This window comes from Pedococcus ginsenosidimutans, from assembly GCF_039544395.1.
GTDB classification, from domain to species: Bacteria; Actinomycetota; Actinomycetes; order Actinomycetales; family Dermatophilaceae; genus Pedococcus; species Pedococcus ginsenosidimutans.
Genome location: NZ_BAABLO010000004.1, coordinates 831,813 through 849,839, shown reverse-complemented (window position 1 = coordinate 849,839; position 18,027 = coordinate 831,813). Strand labels below are relative to the sequence as shown.

16 protein-coding genes are annotated in these 18,027 nt (G+C 70.6%); 9 read left to right on the top strand and 7 right to left on the bottom strand.

The window, feature by feature from the left end; genetic code table 11:
- Positions 1-143 precede the first annotated feature (143 nt).
- The 5 genes from ABEA42_RS08795 to ABEA42_RS08775 form a co-directional block, all read right to left on the bottom strand.
- Positions 144-1,301, bottom strand: a complete 1,158-nt coding sequence (locus ABEA42_RS08795; RefSeq protein ID WP_345502560.1) for an ABC transporter ATP-binding protein — start codon at positions 1,299-1,301, stop codon at positions 144-146.
- Positions 1,298-2,332: an ABC transporter ATP-binding protein gene (locus tag ABEA42_RS08790; RefSeq protein WP_345502559.1), complete on the bottom strand. Its 1,035-nt coding sequence runs from the start codon at positions 2,330-2,332 to the stop codon at positions 1,298-1,300. The genes ABEA42_RS08795 and ABEA42_RS08790 overlap by 4 nt, the downstream gene beginning before the upstream one ends.
- Before the next feature lie 88 nt (positions 2,333-2,420).
- Positions 2,421-3,422, bottom strand: coding sequence for an ABC transporter permease (locus tag ABEA42_RS08785; protein WP_425572023.1), 1,002 nt, complete (start codon positions 3,420-3,422; stop codon positions 2,421-2,423).
- 5 nt (positions 3,423-3,427) lie between these two features.
- Entirely contained in the window at positions 3,428-4,438 is a 1,011-nt protein-coding gene (locus ABEA42_RS08780) for an ABC transporter permease (protein WP_345502555.1), read from the bottom strand.
- A 98-nt stretch (positions 4,439-4,536) separates the two neighbouring features.
- Positions 4,537-6,213 (bottom strand): ABC transporter substrate-binding protein, encoded by a 1,677-nt coding sequence (locus ABEA42_RS08775; protein WP_345502554.1) that lies wholly within the window; start codon positions 6,211-6,213, stop codon positions 4,537-4,539.
- 178 nt (positions 6,214-6,391) lie between these two features.
- Between ABEA42_RS08775 and ABEA42_RS08770 the strand changes: the two genes are divergently transcribed.
- The 6 genes from ABEA42_RS08770 to ABEA42_RS08745 all read left to right on the top strand — a co-directional run bounded on the left by ABEA42_RS08770 (position 6,392) and on the right by ABEA42_RS08745 (position 13,635).
- Entirely contained in the window at positions 6,392-6,829 is a 438-nt protein-coding gene (locus ABEA42_RS08770; RefSeq protein WP_345502553.1) for a (deoxy)nucleoside triphosphate pyrophosphohydrolase, read from the top strand.
- 86 nt (positions 6,830-6,915) lie between these two features.
- Positions 6,916-8,799: a translational GTPase TypA gene (gene typA, locus ABEA42_RS08765; RefSeq protein WP_345502551.1), complete on the top strand. Its 1,884-nt coding sequence runs from the start codon at positions 6,916-6,918 to the stop codon at positions 8,797-8,799.
- Between the two features lie 10 nt (positions 8,800-8,809).
- On the top strand, positions 8,810-10,540 hold the full coding sequence (locus tag ABEA42_RS08760; protein ID WP_345502550.1) for an ABC transporter substrate-binding protein: 1,731 nt from the start codon (positions 8,810-8,812) through the stop codon (positions 10,538-10,540).
- A 4-nt stretch (positions 10,541-10,544) separates the two neighbouring features.
- Positions 10,545-11,462 carry an N-acetyl-1-D-myo-inositol-2-amino-2-deoxy-alpha-D-glucopyranoside deacetylase gene (mshB, locus tag ABEA42_RS08755; protein WP_345502548.1) on the top strand — a complete coding sequence of 306 codons (918 nt, stop codon included), beginning with the start codon at positions 10,545-10,547 and terminating at the stop codon, positions 11,460-11,462.
- Positions 11,459-11,953 (top strand): flavin reductase family protein, encoded by a 495-nt coding sequence (locus ABEA42_RS08750; RefSeq protein ID WP_345502547.1) that lies wholly within the window; start codon positions 11,459-11,461, stop codon positions 11,951-11,953. The genes mshB and ABEA42_RS08750 overlap by 4 nt, the downstream gene beginning before the upstream one ends.
- 5 nt (positions 11,954-11,958) lie before the next feature.
- A complete protein-coding gene (locus ABEA42_RS08745) occupies positions 11,959-13,635 on the top strand; it encodes a VanW family protein (RefSeq protein ID WP_345502545.1) in 1,677 nt (558 codons plus the stop codon).
- A gap of 3 nt (positions 13,636-13,638) precedes the next feature.
- Here the strand turns inward: ABEA42_RS08745 and ABEA42_RS08740 are convergent, their stop codons facing one another.
- Together ABEA42_RS08740 and ABEA42_RS08735 are read right to left on the bottom strand one after the other, a co-directional pair.
- Positions 13,639-14,052 carry a VOC family protein gene (locus ABEA42_RS08740; RefSeq protein ID WP_345502544.1) on the bottom strand — a complete coding sequence of 138 codons (414 nt, stop codon included), beginning with the start codon at positions 14,050-14,052 and terminating at the stop codon, positions 13,639-13,641.
- Positions 14,053-14,093: 41 nt separating this feature from the next.
- A complete protein-coding gene (locus ABEA42_RS08735) occupies positions 14,094-15,146 on the bottom strand; it encodes a GNAT family N-acetyltransferase (protein WP_345502543.1) in 1,053 nt (350 codons plus the stop codon).
- Positions 15,147-15,167: 21 nt separating this feature from the next.
- On the opposite strand from ABEA42_RS08735, the gene fdxA reads away from it, so the two are divergent.
- The 3 genes from fdxA (at position 15,168) to ABEA42_RS08720 (ending at position 18,010) form a co-directional block, all read left to right on the top strand.
- Positions 15,168-15,494, top strand: a complete 327-nt coding sequence (fdxA, locus tag ABEA42_RS08730; RefSeq protein ID WP_345502542.1) for a ferredoxin — start codon at positions 15,168-15,170, stop codon at positions 15,492-15,494.
- Entirely contained in the window at positions 15,491-16,609 is a 1,119-nt protein-coding gene (gene dapC, locus ABEA42_RS08725) for a succinyldiaminopimelate transaminase (RefSeq protein ID WP_345502540.1), read from the top strand. The genes fdxA and dapC overlap by 4 nt, the downstream gene beginning before the upstream one ends.
- Before the next feature lie 102 nt (positions 16,610-16,711).
- Positions 16,712-18,010 (top strand): citrate synthase, encoded by a 1,299-nt coding sequence (locus ABEA42_RS08720; protein ID WP_345502539.1) that lies wholly within the window; start codon positions 16,712-16,714, stop codon positions 18,008-18,010.
- The last annotated feature ends 17 nt before the right edge of the window (positions 18,011-18,027 follow it).

The following is an 18,027-nucleotide window of genomic DNA, read 5'->3' as shown; positions in this document are numbered from 1 at the left end:
GCCCTCGTGGTGGACCCGACGGCGACCTCACGGCTCCGCCCCGAGGTCGCTCTCCCGCCCCCGGACACGGGTATGCCGCGTGCGCAGGGCGCGCACGCGGCATACCGAGGGTTGGCGGGGACGGACCCCGTGTCAGGGCGTCGTCAGAGGGCTTCCTGCACCGACGCGGGCCCGAGGAAGTCGTCGCCACCCTCGCTGAGGTCGGACTGCGAGGTGATCTGCGCCGTGACGGTGTGCATCTCCAGCTCGCCGGACTCGATCTGCTCCGCCCAGTGGCAGGCGACGCGGTGGGAGGCGGGCACCCCGGCGATGTCGAGCGTGCGCAGCTGCGGGCGCTCGGTGTCGCACTTGGTCTCCTGCCGCCAGGGGCAGCGCGTGTGGAAGCGGCACCCCTTCGGCGGGTTGGCGGGGGAGGGCAGGTCGCCCTGGAGCAGGATGCGCTCGCGGCGGTCCTCGATGACCGGGTCGGGCACCGGCACCGCCGACATCAGCGCGCGCGTGTAGGGGTGCAGCGGCTTGGTGTAGATGTCGTCCGCCGCGGCCTCCTCCACGAGCGCCCCGAGGTACATGACGCCGATCCGGTCACTGATGTGGCGCACCACGGCCAGGTCGTGCGCGACCACGAGGTAGGTGAGGTCGAACTCGTCCTGCAGCTGCTCGAGGAGGTTGATGACCTGCGCCTGCACCGACACGTCGAGGGCCGACACCGGCTCGTCGGCGACGATGAGCTTGGGGTCCACCGACAGCGCCCGGGCGATGCCGATGCGCTGCCGCTGGCCACCCGAGAACTCGTGCGGGTACTTCTTCAGGGCGGCCGCGGGGAGGCCGACGGCCTTGAGCAGCTCACGCAGGCGGGCCGAGGCCTGCTTCTGGTCCTTGGCGAGCCCGTGCGCCTTCATGCCCTCGAGCAGCAGCGACTCCACCGACTGGCGGGGGTCGAGGCTGCCCATCGGGTCCTGGAAGACCATCTGGATGTCCTTGCGCTTGCGGCGCAGCTCCTCGCCCTTGAGGGAGGCGATGTCGACGCCCTCGAACTCGACGCTGCCCTCGGTGGGCGGCTCGAGGTTGAGGATCGCCCGGCCGAGCGTGGACTTGCCGCAGCCGGACTCGCCGACCAGCCCGTAGGTCTCACCCTGGCGGATCTGCAGGTCCACACCGTCCACGGCGTAGACGTGGCCCACCGTCTTGTCGAAGATGACGCCCTTCTTGATGGGGAAGTGGACCTTGACGCCCTTGACGTCGACGAGGACGGGGTGCTCGTCGGACGAGGTGGCCTGGGTGTTCTCGGCAGTCGCCGTCATCGGGACACCTCCGGGGAGTGGGTGACGGGGTTGAAGCAGCGCAGGGCCCGCGAGCCCTCCTCGACCAGCTCGGGCCGGTGCTGCACGCACTCGTCCACGGCGTTGGGGCACCGCGGGGCGAAGGCGCACGCGTGGGTCCACGGCAGGTTGTCGGCCACCGAGCCCGGGATGGGGGTGAGCCGCTCGCCGCGGGACCCGTCGAGCCGGGGGATGGAGCCGAGCAGGCCCGTGGTGTAGGGGTGGCGGGGTTCGGCGAACAGCGGGTGGCGGTCGCCGCGCTCGACGATCTTGCCGCCGTAGAGGACGTTGACCCGGTCGACCATGCCCGCCACCACTCCGAGGTCGTGGGTGATCATGATCAGCGCCGTGCCGGTGTCCTCGACGAGGTCCTTGAGCAGCGCCAGGATCTGCGCCTGGATCGTCACGTCGAGCGCGGTGGTCGGCTCGTCGGCGATGAGCAGCCGCGGCTCGCACGCGAGGGCCATGGCGATGAGCGCGCGCTGGCGCATGCCGCCGGACAGCTGGTGCGGGTAGTCCTTGAGCCGGCGGACCGGGTCGGGGATGCCGACCTTGTCGAGCATCTCGCGGGCGATCGGGACCGCGGCCTTGCGGGACAGGCCGCGGTGCCGCTCCAGCACCTCGGTGACCTGCAGGCCGATGGGGACGACGGGGTTCAGCGACGACAGGGGGTCCTGGAAGATCATGCCCAGGTCCCGGCCGCGCCGGTCGCGCATCTGGTCCGGCGACTCCTTGAGCAGGTCGGTGCCGTTGAAGAGCACCTCGCCCTCGACGCGGACGCCGCGGGTGGGCAGCAGCCCCATGATCGCCAGGGACGTCACCGACTTGCCGCAGCCGGACTCGCCGACGAGGCCGACGGTCTGGCCGGGGCGGACGTCGAAGCTGACGCCGTCGACGGCCACGAACGGCTCGTCGCCGGAGCGCTGGAAGGTGACGCGCAGGTCGCGGACGGACAGCAGCGGCTGGCCGTCGTCGCCCCGGCTGGTACGGACGTTCTCGATGGTCTCGGTCATGCGACGACTCCCTGAGGACACGAGCGACGGAGGAGCGGGGCCCGCAAGGGCGGGGAGCACGGCCAGTGGGAACGGGTCATGAGTCGGGTTACCTCCGGCTCTTGGGGTCGAGGGCCTCGCGCAGCGACTCACCCATGAGGGTGAAGCCCAGGGCCACGGTGATGATGCACAGCGCGGGCCAGATGGCGAGGGCCGGGTGGTCGTAGATGTACTCCTGGGCGGCGCCCAGCATCTGGCCCCACTCCGGCTGGCGGTCGTCGGGGTTGCCGACACCGAGGAAGGACAGCGCGGCGGCGTCGATGATGGCGCCGGCGAGGACGAGCGTGGCCTGCACGATGACGGGCCCGAGCGCGTTGGGCAGCATGTGCCGGAACACGATCGCGGACCGCTTCACGCCCAGTGCCCTGGCCGCCAGCACGTGGTCGCTGGACCGCTGGGCCAGCAGCGAACCGCGCAGCAGGCGGGCGAAGATCGGCACCTGCACCACGGCGATGGCGATGATGACGGTCCACTGGCTGGGCTTGGACGCCAGCGCCGCGATCGAGACCGCGAGCAGCAGCGACGGGATGGACAGCATCACGTCGACGAGGCGCATGACCAGCGAGTCGACCCAGCCACCGAAGGCTCCCGAGAGGGTGCCGAGGGTCAGGCCACCGGCGAACCCGAACAGGGTCGCCAGCACACCGACGACCAGGGTCTGCCGGCTGCCGACGATGAGGCGGGAGAGGATGTCGCGGCCGACGGAGTCCGCCCCGAGCGGGTAGCCCGGCTGCGCGCCGGGGATGGGGTTGCTCTGCGGGCGCACCTGGTCGATGAGCAGCCGCGCCGTGGGGTCGTGCGGCGCCAGCAGGGGGGAGAAGATCGCGAGCAGGATGAACAGCACGCTGATCGTCGCCCCGAGGAGGAACACCGGGTTGCCGCGCAGCCGTCGCCAGGCGCTGGCGATGAGCGACACACCGGCCGACTCCTCCACGTGCCCGGCGTCGCTGACGGAGCGCTCCGCGAGGGCCACGCCGCTGCTGCTCGCCGAGGAGGCGGCGAGGTCGTCGATGCGCTGCTTTCGGGCCTTGGGGTTGAGGGGGTTGGGCACCTTGGTCACCTCGTCCGGATTCGGGGGTCGATCACGGCGTACGCGATGTCGACCAGCAGGTTGATGACGACGAAGGTGATCGCGAACATCAGCAGGAGGACCTGCAGCACGGCGTAGTCGCGGCGCTCGAACGACAGCGCCGTCGCCTCACCGAGGCCGCCCCAGCTGAACACGCGCTCGGTGAGCACGGCGCCGACGAGCAGGCCGCCGGTCTGCAGGCCGATCGTCGTGACGACCGGCAGGAGCGCGTTGCGCAGGACGTGCCTGCCGCGGATGACGCGGCGGGTGAGGCCCTTGGACTCGGCGGTGCGGACGTAGTCCTCGTCCATGACGTCGAGGACGGCGGCGCGGGTGATGCGGAAGATCACGGCGAACGGGATCGTCGCCAGGGCCAGGCCCGGGAGGATGAGGTGCTTGATGGCGTCCCAGGCGGAGTCCCACTCGCGCGTGAGGATGCCGTCGAGGACGAAGAACCCGGTGACCCGCGTCGCGTCGATGCCTGAGTCCTGGCGGCCCGAGACCGGCAGCCAGTGCAGCTGGATCGCGAAGAAGTACTTCAGCAGGAACGCCAGGAAGAACACCGGCACGGCGACGCCGATGAGGGACCCGACCACCGAGAGGTTGTCGAACCACGACGCACGCCGGCGGGCGGCGAGGTAGCCCAGCGGGATACCGACGATGATCGCCAGCACGATCGAGAAGAGCGCGAGCTCGATCGTCGCCGGGAACCGCTGGAGGAAGATGTCGAAGGCGTCGGTGCCGGCCTGCACCCCCGTGCTGGCACCGAACTTCCCCTGGGCAGCCCGCTTCACGAACTCCCAGTACTGCACGTAGATCGGCTGGTCGAGGCCGAGGGCCTTCTCCAGCGCGGCCCGACGGGCGGGGGTGGCCCGCTCGCCGAGCATGGCGGACACCGTGCCGCCGGGGAGGGACCGCAGCCAGAGGAAGACGAGCATCGAGAGCACGATGACCACCCCCACCATCTGGAGCAGCCGTCTGAGGATGAATCTGAGCACGGGGGGTCGATCTCCTTCAGTCGCGACTGTGGCCGTCCCAGCGATTGTGCTGGGACGGCCACAGTCTTAGGAAGTGCTGTCCGAGGTCACGCCCCGGCTCACTTGCTGACGGTCACCGTCGAGAAGGTCTCCGCGGTGAGCGGGCTCGGGACGAGCCCCTTCACCTTGTCGCTCACGACGAGGGCCGGCGGGGAGTGGCTGATCGCCAGACCGGGCAGGTAGTCCTCCTGGATCTGCTGGTTGAGCTTCTCGTAGGCAGCCGTCCGCTGGCCCTCGTCGACGATCGAGTCGGCGGCCTCGAGGTCCTTCGACAGCTGCGCGCCGTAGGACGTCGCGCTGGTGTGGAAGTCGTTGGCCTTGAGGTTGGAGAAGAAGGTGCCGATGAAGTTGTCGGCCGAGTTGTAGTCACCGGTCCAGCCGAGCAGCCACGCGTCGTAGCCGCCGTTGTCGACGGTGTCGAGGTATCCACCGTTCCACGGCTTGGTGCTGACGTTGACCTTGATGCCGACCTTCTCGAGGTCCGCACGCAGGGCCTCGTAGATCTTCTGCGGGTTCGGCATGTAGGGACGCGACACGTCGGAGGGGTAGGCGAAGTTGAGGGTCATGCCCTCGGCGCCGGCCTCCTTGAGCAGGGTCTTGGCCTTCTCCGGGTCGTACGGGTAGGCCTGCAGGCTCTTGTTGTAGCCCGAGACCGTCTCCGGCAGGAACTGCGTCGCGACCTGGGCACCCTCGGGCAGCTGGGTCTTGACGAGCTGGTCGCGGTTCATGGCGTAGTAGAGCGCCTGGCGGACCTTGAGGTCCTTGAGCTTCGGGTTCTTCGCCGGGTTGAGGCCGACGTAGAGGATGTTGAACGCCGGGCGGATCAGCAGCTGGTTGCCCGAGTCCTTCAGGCCCTTCCAGTCAGCCGGGTTGGGAAGGTCGTAGCCGTCGATGCTGCCGGCCTCGAGCTCCTGGCGACGGGTCGACTCGTCGGGGATGATCTTGAAGACGATCTTCTTCGTCTTCGGCTTCTCGCCCCAGTAGGAGTCGTTGGCCACGAGCGTGACCGTCTTGTTGGCCTCGTCGAACTTGTCGAGCTTGTAGGGGCCCGTGCCGACCGGGTTCTTGGAGTAGGCGGGGTAGCCGAAGCCGTCACCCTGCTTGGTGACGTTGTTGGCGTCGCCGGCCTTGAGCGCCTTGGGCGACTGCATGGAGAACGAGTCGAGCGACAGGGCGGTCGGGAACTTCGAGGTGGGACGGCTGATCTTGATGACCGCGGTCATGTCGTCCTTGGCCGTGCAGCCCTGGTAGAGGGCGTTCTTGGCGTCGGACTTGAACGAGCCCATGACGTCGGCCCAGTAGCCGGCGGGGCCACCCGCGGCGACCTCGTTCTGGTCGAACATGCGCTCGAAGTTGTAGCAGACCGCTGCGGCGTTGAAGGGCTCGCCGTCCCAGAACTTGACGCCCTCGCGGAGCGAGAAGGTCCACTCCTTGCCGTCGGACGACGACTCCCACTTCGTGGCGAGCTCGGGCTCGATGTCGGCGGTCCCCGGCTTGATGCCGACCAGGCCCTCCATCATCTGGCGGGTGACCCGGAAGGTCTCGCCGTCGGTGGCGTAGAAGGGGTCGAAGAGCTCCGGGGCTCCGGCTGCGCCGAAGGTGATGGTGTCCTTGTTGTTGCCGCCGCTGCCCGACGAGCCGCTGCCGCTGTCCCGGTTGGACTGCGCGCAAGCGGCAAGGGTGAGGGCCAGCGTCGTCGCCAAGGCGACCGGGGCCGCCTTCCGCGTGAGCTTCATGAATACCTCGCTTGGTGTGCGAACGTTGGTCGACCCGGTCGGGCGCCAAGGGTGGTGCTGGTGAAGCCGCCCGCAGGGGCGCGCCGAAGCGCAAACCTTCTACGGTTGGTCGCAGACCCTAGCGAGAAGTGCAGTGGGGAAACCCCCCCTGCCGCGGAAATTAACAAAAGTGAGACCCATGTCCGGAAGAGCCCAGATGGCCCCCGTAAGGGCGGTCGTGGGCGCCGCGGTCGTCGACGACCTGCGGGCGCCGACGCGCCTGCTGGGAGCACGGCGTACGGAGCCCTCGACCCTCGCCGGGGGCTGGGAGTTCCCGGGTGGGAAGGTCGACCCGGGCGAGTCGCCGCAGGAGGCGCTGCACCGCGAGCTGCGCGAGGAGCTCGGCGTGTCGGTGGTGCTCGGCGACCAGCTCACCGGTCCCCTGGGGGACGGCCGCTGGGCGCTGGGGGACGCCTACGCCATGACGGTGTGGTGGGCGGTCGTCGTCGAGGGGGTGCCGGAGCCGCTGGAGGACCACGACATGCTGCGCTGGCTCACCGCCGCCGACCTCTACTCCGTGCCGTGGCTGCCCGCCGACCTCCCGATCGTGGACGCCGTCGCCGCCCGCCTGCGCTGAGCCCCCGGGGTCGTTCCTGTGGGCGTGGTCACGCCGCTCGGACCGCGTGGTCCGGAGCACGACGAAATCCTGAGACAATGGTGCTCATGCCCATGAAGACCCGCGGTGACATCCGCAATGTCGCCATCGTTGCCCACGTCGACCACGGAAAGACCACGCTGGTCGACAAGATGCTCTGGGAGGCCGGTGCGTTCGGCGAGCACCAGCACGTCGACGAGCGCGCCATGGACTCCGGTGACCTCGAGCGGGAGAAGGGCATCACCATCCTCGCGAAGAACACCGCGATCCACTACGCAGGCAAGGCGGCTGCCGAGGCCGGCCTCGCCGACGGCGCCACCATCAACATCATCGACACCCCCGGCCACGCCGACTTCGGCGGTGAGGTCGAGCGCGGCCTGTCCATGGTCGACGGCGTCGTGCTCCTCGTCGATGCGTCCGAGGGCCCGCTGCCCCAGACCCGCTTCGTGCTGCGCAAGGCGCTCGCCGCGAAGATGCCGGTCGTCCTGTGCATCAACAAGGTCGACCGCCCCGACTCGCGCATCGCCGAGGTCGTCGACGAGGTCTACGAGCTCTTCATGGACCTCGACGCCGACGAGCACCAGATCGAGTTCCCGATCGTGTACGCCTCCGCCAAGAACGGCCGGGCTTCGATGACCCGTCCCGAGAACGGTGGCCTGCCGGACGCCGACAACCTCGAGGCCCTCTTCGAGACGATCCTGTCGACGATCCCGGCACCGACCTACGACGACGAGGCCCCGCTGCAGGCCCACGTCACCAACCTCGACGCCTCCAACTTCCTCGGCCGCCTCGCGCTGCTGCGCGTCCACAACGGCACGATCAAGAAGGGCCAGCACGTCGCCTGGTGCAAGGTCGACGGCACGGTCGAGCGCGTCAAGATCACCGAGCTCCTCATGACCGAGGCCCTCGAGCGCAAGCCCGCGGAGTCGGCCGGCCCCGGCGACATCATCGCCATCGCGGGCATCCCCGAGATCATGATCGGTGAGACCCTGGCCGACGCGGAGAACCCCATCCCGCTGCCCGTCATCACGGTCGACGAGCCGGCCATCTCCATGACCATCGGCACCAACACCAGCCCCATGGTCGGCCGCGTCCGTGGCTCCAAGGTCACCGCCCGCATGGTCAAGGACCGCCTCGACAAGGAGCTCATCGGCAACGTGTCGCTGCGCGTCCTCAACACCGAGCGCCCCGACGCCTGGGAGGTCCAGGGCCGCGGCGAGCTCGCGCTGGCCATCCTCGTCGAGCAGATGCGCCGCGAGGGCTACGAGCTCACCGTCGGCAAGCCGCAGGTGGTCACCCGCGAGGTCGACGGCAAGACCCACGAGCCCGTCGAGCGCCTCACCATCGACACCCCGGAGGAGTTCCTCGGCCCGATCACGCAGATCATGGCCGCCCGCAAGGGCCGCATGGAGCAGATGACCAACCACGGCACCGGCTGGATCCGCATGGAGTTCCTCGTGCCGTCGCGTGGCCTCATCGGCTTCCGCACCGAGTTCCTCACCGAGACCCGCGGCACCGGCATCGCCCACCACGTGTTCGAGGACTACGAGCCCTGGTTCGGCCCGATCGTCACCCGCACCAGCGGCTCGCTCGTGTCCGACCGGACGGGCGTGGTCACGGCCTACGCCATGGTCAACCTGCAGGAGCGCGGCACGCTGTTCGTCGAGCCGACCACCGAGGTCTACGAGGGCATGATCATCGGCGAGAACTCCCGCGCCGACGACATGGACGTCAACATCACCAAGGAGAAGAAGCTCACCAACGTGCGCGCCTCCTCCTCGGACAACTTCGAGAAGATCGTGCCCCCGCGCAAGCTGAGCCTCGAGCAGTCGCTGGAGTTCTGCCGTGAGGACGAGTGCGTCGAGGTGACCCCGGAGGCCGTGCGCATCCGCAAGGTCGAGCTCGACCAGACCCTGCGCGCCCGCGCCGCTGCCCGGGCGCGCAACGCCTGAGCGCGGCCCGGTGCCGGTGCGGACCGACCACCGTCGCAGGCCACCAGCGCGGCTGACCGCCGCGCTGGTGGCCGTGCTGGCCGCGGCCGGTTGCACCGGCGGCACCGAGAAGGCCTCCGACGGGGGGACGCCCGGACGGCTGTCCGTGCTCTCCCTCGGCCCGGTCGCGACGTGGGACCCGCAGCGCCTGTCCGCGCCCCAGGACATCGCCTTCGCGGGGCGCACCATCATCCGCACCCTCACCGCCCACCCCGCGGGCCCCGACGCCGCAGCGCGCCGTGAGGTCGTCGGCGACCTCGCCACCGACGCGGGCACGCACGACAAGACCCTCAAGGTCTGGTCCTTCACGCTGCGCGACGGCGTCACCTGGCAGGACGGCACGCCGGTCACGTGTGCCGACGTCCGCTACGGCGTGTCGCGGTCCTTCGGCACGCCGTTCGCGACGGAGGGCCTGAACTACCCCCTGGCCTACCTCGACATCCCGCGCAAGGCCGACGGTACGTCCACCTACACCGGACCCTGGCAGGGCGCCGGGCAGGCGTCGTACGACAAGGCGGTGACCTGCAAGGGCTCGACCGTGACGTTCCGGTTGAGCACACCGATGGTGGACTTCAACCAGGTGGTCGCGCTGCCCGTGTTCGCGCCGGTCAAGAAGGCCAACGACCGCGGCGCGAAGGACCCGTACGCGGTGTTCTCCAGTGGCCCGTACCAGCTCGAGGGCGGGTGGGACCCGAACGCCGGGGGCACGTTCGTGCGCAACCCGCACTGGGACCGGGCCAGCGACCCGATCCGCAAGGCAGGCCCTGACGCCGTCGAGTACGTCGAGGGCACCGAGTCGCAGACGGCCGTCCAGCAGGTCATCAACGACGAGGGTGCGCGCAAGAGGGCCGTCACGCTCGACTCGGCGCCGCCCGCGATGCAGCAGCACGTGCTCTCCGACGAGGGCCTGCGCAAGCGGGCCATCAACCCCACGGGCCAGTTCGTCGACTACCTCGCGCCCTCGGCCGCGTCCGGGGTCATGCGCAAACCCGAGGTGCGCAAGGCCCTGGCCCTGGCGACCAACCGCGAGGGCTACGTCACCGCCCTCGGCGGTCCCAGCGCAGCCGAGCCCGCCTACAGCCTCATCGGCCCCGCGCTGCCCGGCCACACCGGCGCGGACGTCGTCGGCGCCGGCGCGACGGGCGACACGGCCCGGGCCCGCACCGAGCTGGCGGCCTCCGGCCTCACGCTGCCGGTGCGGATCCGGGTGGCCTACCGCTCGACGCCGACGGCCGACAAGGCGATGGCCGCCCTGCGCAACGGGTGGGAGGACGCCGGGTTCTCCGTGCAGCTGCAGCCCGTCGAGAAGGACTACTTCGAGACCATGGCGCGTCCGGGCCAGACGAGGAAGACCGACGTGTTCTGGGCCAACTGGGCCCCCGCCTGGCCCTCGGCCTCCACCGTCATCCCGCCCCTGTTCGACAGCCGCCTCAACCTCACCGCCAACGGCACCGGCCGCGACCTCGGTGGCTTCGCCGACGCGAAGGTCGACCGCGAGATCAGCCGCATCTCCACCATCGCCGACCCCGGGGCGCAGGCCACGGCCTGGGCCAGGCTGGACGCGAGCCTCGCCTCGCAGGGGGCGTTCGTGGCCCTGGCCCAGCGCCGTTCGATGTTCATCGCCGGCACCTCCGTGACGGGGCTCTCCGCGAACGAGGCGCTGGGCGGCTTCGTCGACCTGGCGACCGTGGGTGTGGGATAGTCCGGTGACCACCCCGGCTCCCGAACCCCAGGCAGCGCTGCTGCTCGTCCATGCCCACCCCGACGACGAGACGCTCACGACGGGCGTGACGATGGCCCGCCACGTCCGCGACGGGCACCGGGTCCACGTCCTGACCTGCACCCTCGGGGAGGAGGGGGAGGTCATCCCGGCGGAGCTGCAGCACCTGGACTCCCAGCACGACGACGCCCTCGGCCCGTACCGCCGCGAGGAGCTGCGAGCAGCGATGGACGCCCTGGGGGTGACCCACGAGGTGCTCGGCGAGGACGCGGACGCCGGCCGCCTGTCCGTCTACCGCGACTCCGGGATGGCCGGTGTCGACCTGCCGCCACGTCCCGACACGTTCGTGGGTGCCGACCTCGACGAGGCCGCCGCCATGGTCGCGGACGTGGTCCGGCGCGTCCGCCCGGCGGCCGTCGTCACCTACGACGAGCACGGCGGCTACCTGCACCCCGACCACGTGCAGACCCACCGGGTCACGTGCGCGGCCCTCGCCTCCCTGCCCGCCCGGGAGCGGCCGCTCCTGTACGCCGTGCTGACGCCGGCCTCGTGGGCCCGCGAGGACCGCGAGTGGCTGCGCGCGCACCCACCCACCGAGGGCTGGACCCTTCCCGACCCCGACGGGGACTACCCGCCGTCGGTGGTGGACGACCGGGTCGTCACGCACGAGGTCGTCGAGCCGGACCTGGTCGGGGCACAGGCCGGCGCCCTGCAGCACCACGTCACACAGGTCACCGTCGCCGCCGACGGCCGCACCTTCGCACTGTCCAACGACATCGCGGCCCGGCTGTCCGGCCGCGAGGGCTTCGCCCTGCTCGACCCCCTGACCGGCCGCCCCGCGGCCGCGCCATCCGGCGCGGACCCGGCGGCGCGACGCACCGACCTCCTGGAGGCAACCCCGTGAGCGACGAGGTCGACCCCGACCAGTTCCGCCTGGCCATGGGGCGGTTCGCCACGGGCGTGACCGTCCTGACCACGTCGGCCGGCGGGCACGACCACGCCATGACCGCCAACGCGATCACCTCCGTGTCGATGGACCCGCTGCTCGTGCTCGTGTGCGTGGAGGTCGACGCGCGGTTCCACGACGCCGTGACCGAGGCCGGGGTGTGGGGCGTCAGCATCCTCGGTGCCGAGCAGCGTGCCGTGGCCCAGTGGCTCTCCACGCAGGGCAGGCCGCTGCACGGCCAGCTCGACCGGGTGGCGCACCACCGCGGGGAGGCGACGGGGGTCGCCCTCCTCGACGGTGCCCTGGCCACGATCGAGTGCCGAACCACCGACGTGCACCCCGCAGGTGACCACAGCATCGTCGTCGGCGAAGTAGTGTCCCTGACGAGCAACGAGCACCCGACGGCCGCGCTGGTCTACTACCGCAGCCGCTACGAGGTCCTGAGGTGATGGGAGTGGGCGTGAAGGAAGGCGGCTCCGCCGGGCTGAGGCTCGGTGTCGCGGTGGCGGTGCTGCTCGCGGGGTACCTCGGTCTCGCGTGGTTCCTCGGGCGCCACGTCCCCGCCAACACCTCGGTCTCGGGGGTGCCGATCGGCGGTATGGCGCCGGCCTCCGCCGAGCGCACGCTGGAGCGTGCGCTCGCGTCCAAGGAGAAGGCCAAGGTCACGCTCACGGCCGGTGACCGGTCCGTGGACCTCGACCCTGCCGCGGCCGGGCTCGAGCTCGACTTCCCGGCCACCGTCGACGGCCTGAGCGGTTTCAGCCTCAAGCCCGCCGACCTCTGGGACCGCCTCACCGGTGGCCACGAGGAGCAGCTGAAGACCTCGGTGGACCGGCAGCGGCTCGAGGCCGCAGTCACCGGGGTCCGGTCCCGGCTCGAGACCCAGGTCGTGCAGGGCGGCATCACGTTCCCGTCCGGCAAGGTCTCGGTCACGCGTCCCGTGGTGGGGGCCAAGCTGTCCGTGCCCGGCACCGCGGACGAGATCGCCGCCCGCTGGCCCGCCAGGGGAGCCGTGGCGGCGAAGGTCGACACGGTCGAGCCGGCGCTGACGGCCGACGAGGTCGACCGCGCGGTCAAGGAGTTCGCGACCCCGGCGATGTCGGCACCGGTCACGGTCGCCGTCGGTGCGAAGCGGTTCACGGTCAAGCCGGCTGCCTACGCACCGGCCCTCAGCATGAAGCCGGACGCGGACGGGCGGCTCGCCCCGGCGGTCGACACCACCAAGCTCGTCGCCGCGGTGCACGCCGCTGCCGGCGCCGCCGGGGTCGAGACCAAGGCGCGGGACGCGAAGATCATGTTCCGGGGGACCAAGCCGACGGTGGCGCCCGCGGCGACCGGGGTGGCCCTCGACGACAAGTCGATCGCGGCGACGTTCGTGCCGGCGCTGACCTCGGCCTCGCGCACCGCCACGGTGGCCACGACCGTCGTCCTGCCGAAGCTGACCACCGCGCAGGCCGTGAAGATCATGCCCAAGGAGGTCATCTCGACCTTCACCACCAACCTGCCCTTCAACCCGCCGCGCACCGAGAACATCCAGATCGCGGCCCGCACCCTCAACGGCACCTACGTCGGCCCCGGCGAGCAGTTCAGCCTCAACAAGGTGCTCGGCCAGCGCACCGCCGCGAAGGGCTACAACGAGGCCCCCGTGATCGTCAACGGCCGCCTGACCAAGGACTACGGCGGCGGCATCTCGCAGCTGTCGACGACGACGTTCAACGCGGCGTTCTTCTCGGGTGTGCGGATCGACCAGTACCTGCCGCACAGCTTCTACATCTCCCGCTACCCCGAGGGTCGGGAGGCGACCATCTCCTGGCCCGACGTCGACCAGAAGTGGACCAACGACACCGGCTACGGGATCCTCATCCAGGCCGTCGCCACCGACAAGACCGTCACGGTGACCTTCCACGGCACCAAGGTCTGGGACATCCAGGCCGTGAAGGGCCCGCGCCGCAACGTGATCGAGCCCAAGCGCATCGTCGACGACAAGAAGGGCTGCGTGCCCCAGACACCCACCCCGGGGTTCGACGTGACTGTCTCGCGGATCTTCAAGAAGGCGGGCAAGGTCATCAAGACCTCGCAGTTCTCGACGCACTACATCCCCGAGGACGACGTCGTCTGCACCAACCCGTGACGGCTACCTGACGAGGTGCGCGTAGGGGTCCGGGCGCTCGGACTCGCTGCGCAGGACACAGAACTCGTTGCCCTCCGGGTCGGCGAGGGTGGCCCAGCCGGTGCCGGGCCCACGGTGGTCGCGCAGGTCGTGGACCATCGTCGCCCCGGCCTCCAGCAGCCGCTGGACCTCCTCGTCCATGGTGCGGTCAGTCGGCCAGAGGTCGAAGTGCACCCGGTTCTTCACCGTCTTGCCCTCGGGCACCTCGATGAACAGCACCCGCTGGCGACCGCCGGGCGAGAACACCATGCACTCCTCGTGGCCGGGGAGGTTGGGGTCGCGAGGGTCCTCGGCGAACCCGAGCACCTGGCCCCACCAGATCGACTGGGCGTGGGCGTTGCGGGAGTCGACCGTGGTGTGGGAGATCCGTGACGTCATGGGGCCACTGTCGTGGGGAGCCTGGCCCGGACGCCAGTCCTTTACCGGGACCCGCTCTCGGCCGGGGCGGTGAGGTAGGCGTAGGAGGAGTGCCGGGCGAAGCCCAGCCGCTCGTAGAGCCGGATCGCGGTCGCGTTGTCGTGCTCCACCTGGAGGTGGACCAGGCTGACGCCCTCACGCAGGGCGGCGTCCGCCAGCCGTGCCGTCAGGTGCGCTGCCAGGCCGCGGCCACGGAAGGCGGGGTCGGTCCACACGGCCCCGAGACCGGCCCACCCTGCCCCGAAACCCAGTCGTGCCAACGCGATCGGAGCCGTCCCCGCCGCGTCGGGCGCTCGCACCCCGAGCTGCTGCGACAACCCGCCACCGGGTGCCACCGACCCGAACAGCTGTCGCGGGCTGCCAGTGAGGACGCCACGCGCGGTCTCCGGGTCGCTGTCCCGAGTCCCCTGGTAGGCCTGTAGCCACGCCTCGCCGGGCACCGGCTCGATGGCGACCGCCGGCCCGCCGGGGTCGGCTGCGGCGACGGTCGCGGTCGACGCCGTCAGGACGAGGGTCAGGCTGCCGACCGTGTAGCCCCGGCCGAGCAGCAGTGCCCCGAGGGGGTCGTCCGCCGCCGCGAAGCCCACTGGCCCGGCGAGGGCGAACTTCGCAGGGAGCTGCCGCGCGGCGTACCACTGCTCGACCCGCTCCACCGCGGTGGTGAGGGGCAGCCCGGGGCTGCCAACCGGCACCGTGGAGTTGCCGCGCTGGGTGAACCCGCGCGACGCCCGCAGCACCCAGTCGCCCAGGTCCTCGCGCTCGAGCGCCCCCCACGAGGGGACGGCCGCTCGCTGGAGGTCCTCGACGGAGGTGGCAAGGTGGGCGGCGCCGCGGCGAGAGGGCTTCGGGGGCACCTCCTTGGCCGCGACCACCCGTGCGCGCTCGATGCGCACCGGCCCCCTCGAGGTCAGCACCTCCAGGTGGGTCGCGTCCGTGCCCGTGAGGGTGCCGACGCTGTCCGTCAGGGTCGCGCCCGAGGTGGGGTCCGGGTGCTCCAGCCGCCACCTGACCACGACACGGGACCCCGGGGGGAGGTTGCTGACGTCGGCCGACATGAGCCGCATAGTATGTGCGGCATGACGTACGTGATCGCCCAGCCTTGCGTTGACCTCAAGGACAAGGCCTGCATCGAGGAATGCCCGGTCGACTGCATCTACGAAGGTGAGCGGTCCCTCTACATCCACCCCGACGAGTGCGTCGACTGCGGTGCGTGCGAGCCGGTCTGCCCCGTCGAGGCGATCTACTACGAGGACGACGTCCCGGAGCAGTGGGCCGACTACTACAAGGCCAACGTCGAGTTCTTCGACGACCTCGGCAGCCCCGGCGGCGCGGCCAAGCTCGGCCTCATCGCCAAGGACCACCCGATCATCGCCGACCTGCCCCCGCAGGAGCACGACGAGTGACGGTCCGGTCGCTTCCTGACTTTCCCTGGGACTCGCTCGCTCCGTACAAGGAGCGGGCGAGTTCTGTCTCCGGGGGGATCGTCGACCTGTCGGTCGGCACGCCGGTCGACCCCACGCCGGCCGTGGTCCAGGAGGCCCTGCGCGGTGCCGCGGACGCCCCCGGCTACCCGCTGACGTACGGCACGGCGCCGCTGCGGGAGGCGGTGGCCGGATGGTTCGCGCGCCGGCGCGGCGTGCCCGATCTCGACCCGGACGGCGTCATGCCGACCATCGGGTCCAAGGAGCTCGTCGCGTGGCTGCCGACGCTCCTGGGCCTGGGCCAGGGCGACGTCGTCGGCTTCCCCGGGATCGCCTACCCGACCTACGACGTGGGCGCCCGCCTGGCCGGTGCCACCCCGCAGGTCGTGGACGGGCTCGCCGCGCTCGGCCCGCTCACGACCGCCACGACGCCGAAGCTGTTGTGGCTCAACAGTCCCAGCAACCCCACCGGCCAGGTGCTCGGCATCGAGCACCTCGCAAAGGTCGTGGCCTGGGCGCGTGCCCACGGCGTCGTCGTGGCGAGTGACGAGTGCTACGCCGAGCTCGACTGGCGCGAGGGAGCCACCGAGCCGACCACGCCCAGCATCCTCGACCCGCGCGTCACCGGCGGCAGCACCGAGGGCCTGCTCGCCGTCTACTCCCTGAGCAAGCAGTCCAACCTGGCCGGCTACCGGGCGGCGTTCGTGGCGGGTGACGTGTCGCTCGTGCGCCGGCTGCTCGAGGTCCGCAAGCACGCGGGCATGATCGTGCCCTGGCCGGTGCAGCAGGCGCTCACCGTGGCGCTCGGCGACGACGCCCACGTCGCGGAGCAGAAGGCGAGGTATGCCGCGCGGCGGGCCCAGCTGCGTACCGCAGTCGAGGCGTTCGGCCTGCGGGTCGACCACTCCGACGCGGGCCTGTACCTCTGGGCGACGCGGGGTGAGGACGCGTGGGCCACCGTCGACGCCCTGTCGCGGCGCGGGATCCTGGCCGCCCCGGGGACCTTCTACGGGAAGGCCGGTCGTGAGCACGTGCGCATCGCTCTCACCGCCACCGACGAGCGCATCGCCGCCGCGGCGGAGCGGTTGCGCGCCTGACAGGGCCGTTTTCCGGCCCTGCGGGGTTCTGGGGTAGCGTCGAGCGTGCGCGAGGCACGCCGTGGGAAGGTGCCCGCCCAGGACACTCGAGGATGGTTACGCATGAGCAACGACGGATCCACTGGCGCCACGCTGAAGGCGGGCGACAAGGAGATCGCCCTCCCGCTGGTGAAGGCGGCCGAGGGCAACAACGGCTACGACATCAGCAAGCTGATGAAGGAGACCGGCAACACCACCCTCGACATCGGCTTCGTCAACACGGCGTCGTGCAACAGCGCGGTCACCTACATCGACGGCGACCAGGGCATCCTGCGCTACCGCGGCTACCCGATCGAGCAGCTCGCCGAGAAGTCGAGCTTCCTCGAGGTCTCCTACCTCCTCATCTACGGCGAGCTGCCGACGCAGGCCGAGCTCGACGACTTCGACCAGAAGATCCGTCGCCACACGCTGCTGCACGAGGACCTCAAGGCGTTCTTCGGCGGCTTCCCGCGTGACGCCCACCCGATGCCGGTGCTGTCGTCCGCCGTCTCGGCGCTCGGCACCTTCTACCAGGACAGCCTCGACCCGTTCGACAAGGAGCAGGTCGAGATCTCGACCGTCCGCCTGCTGGCCAAGCTCCCCACGATCGCGGCCTACGCCTACAAGAAGTCGGTCGGCCAGCCGTTCCTCTACCCCGACAACTCGCTGTCGCTGGCGGAGAACTTCCTGCGCATGACCTTCGGCTTCCCCGCCGAGCCCTACGACCTCGACCCCGACATGGTCAAGGCCCTCGACCTGCTGCTGATCCTCCACGCCGACCACGAGCAGAACTGCTCGACGTCGACGGTGCGCCTGGTCGGCTCGGCCCAGGCCAACCTGTTCAACTCCGTCTCCGCCGGCATCCACGCGCTCTCCGGCCCGCTGCACGGCGGCGCCAACTCGGCGGTGCTGGAGATGCTCGACGGCATCGCCAAGAATGGCGGCGACGTCGACACCTTCGTCAAGAAGGTCAAGAACAAGGAGGACGGGGTCAAGCTGATGGGCTTCGGCCACCGGGTCTACAAGAACTACGACCCCCGCGCCGCGATCATCAAGAAGACCGCCGACACCATCATCAACAAGGACGGCGTCAAGGACCCGCTGCTCGACATCGCCCTCCAGCTCGAGCAGCGCGCCCTCGAGGACGACTACTTCGTGGAGCGCAAGCTCTACCCGAACGTCGACTTCTACACCGGCCTCATCTACAAGGCCATGGGCTTCCCGACGAAGATGTTCACGGTCCTGTTCGCCCTCGGCCGCCTGCCCGGCTGGATCGCCCAGTGGCGCGAGATGATCGAGGACCCGCAGACCAAGATCGGCCGCCCGCGCCAGATCTACACCGGTGCCACCGAGCGCGACTACGTGGACTTCAGCGCCCGCTGACCCGCGCCCACCCGCGT

What these genes read in the sequence shown, in the direction of transcription:
- ABEA42_RS08720 (WP_345502539.1), top strand. Translation starts at nt 16,712, where the DNA reads ATGAGCAACGACGGATCCACTGGCGCCACGCTGAAGGCGGGCGACAAG.
- ABEA42_RS08735 (WP_345502543.1), bottom strand. Translation starts at nt 15,146, where the DNA reads ATGTCGGCCGACGTCAGCAACCTCCCCCCGGGGTCCCGTGTCGTGGTC.
- ABEA42_RS08795 (WP_345502560.1), bottom strand. Translation starts at nt 1,301, where the DNA reads ATGACGGCGACTGCCGAGAACACCCAGGCCACCTCGTCCGACGAGCAC.
- fdxA (WP_345502542.1), top strand. Translation starts at nt 15,168, where the DNA reads ATGACGTACGTGATCGCCCAGCCTTGCGTTGACCTCAAGGACAAGGCC.
- ABEA42_RS08775 (WP_345502554.1), bottom strand. Translation starts at nt 6,213, where the DNA reads ATGAAGCTCACGCGGAAGGCGGCCCCGGTCGCCTTGGCGACGACGCTG.
- ABEA42_RS08790 (WP_345502559.1), bottom strand. Translation starts at nt 2,332, where the DNA reads ATGACCGAGACCATCGAGAACGTCCGTACCAGCCGGGGCGACGACGGC.
- typA (WP_345502551.1), top strand. Translation starts at nt 6,916, where the DNA reads ATGCCCATGAAGACCCGCGGTGACATCCGCAATGTCGCCATCGTTGCC.
- ABEA42_RS08740 (WP_345502544.1), bottom strand. Translation starts at nt 14,052, where the DNA reads ATGACGTCACGGATCTCCCACACCACGGTCGACTCCCGCAACGCCCAC.
- ABEA42_RS08770 (WP_345502553.1), top strand. Translation starts at nt 6,392, where the DNA reads ATGTCCGGAAGAGCCCAGATGGCCCCCGTAAGGGCGGTCGTGGGCGCC.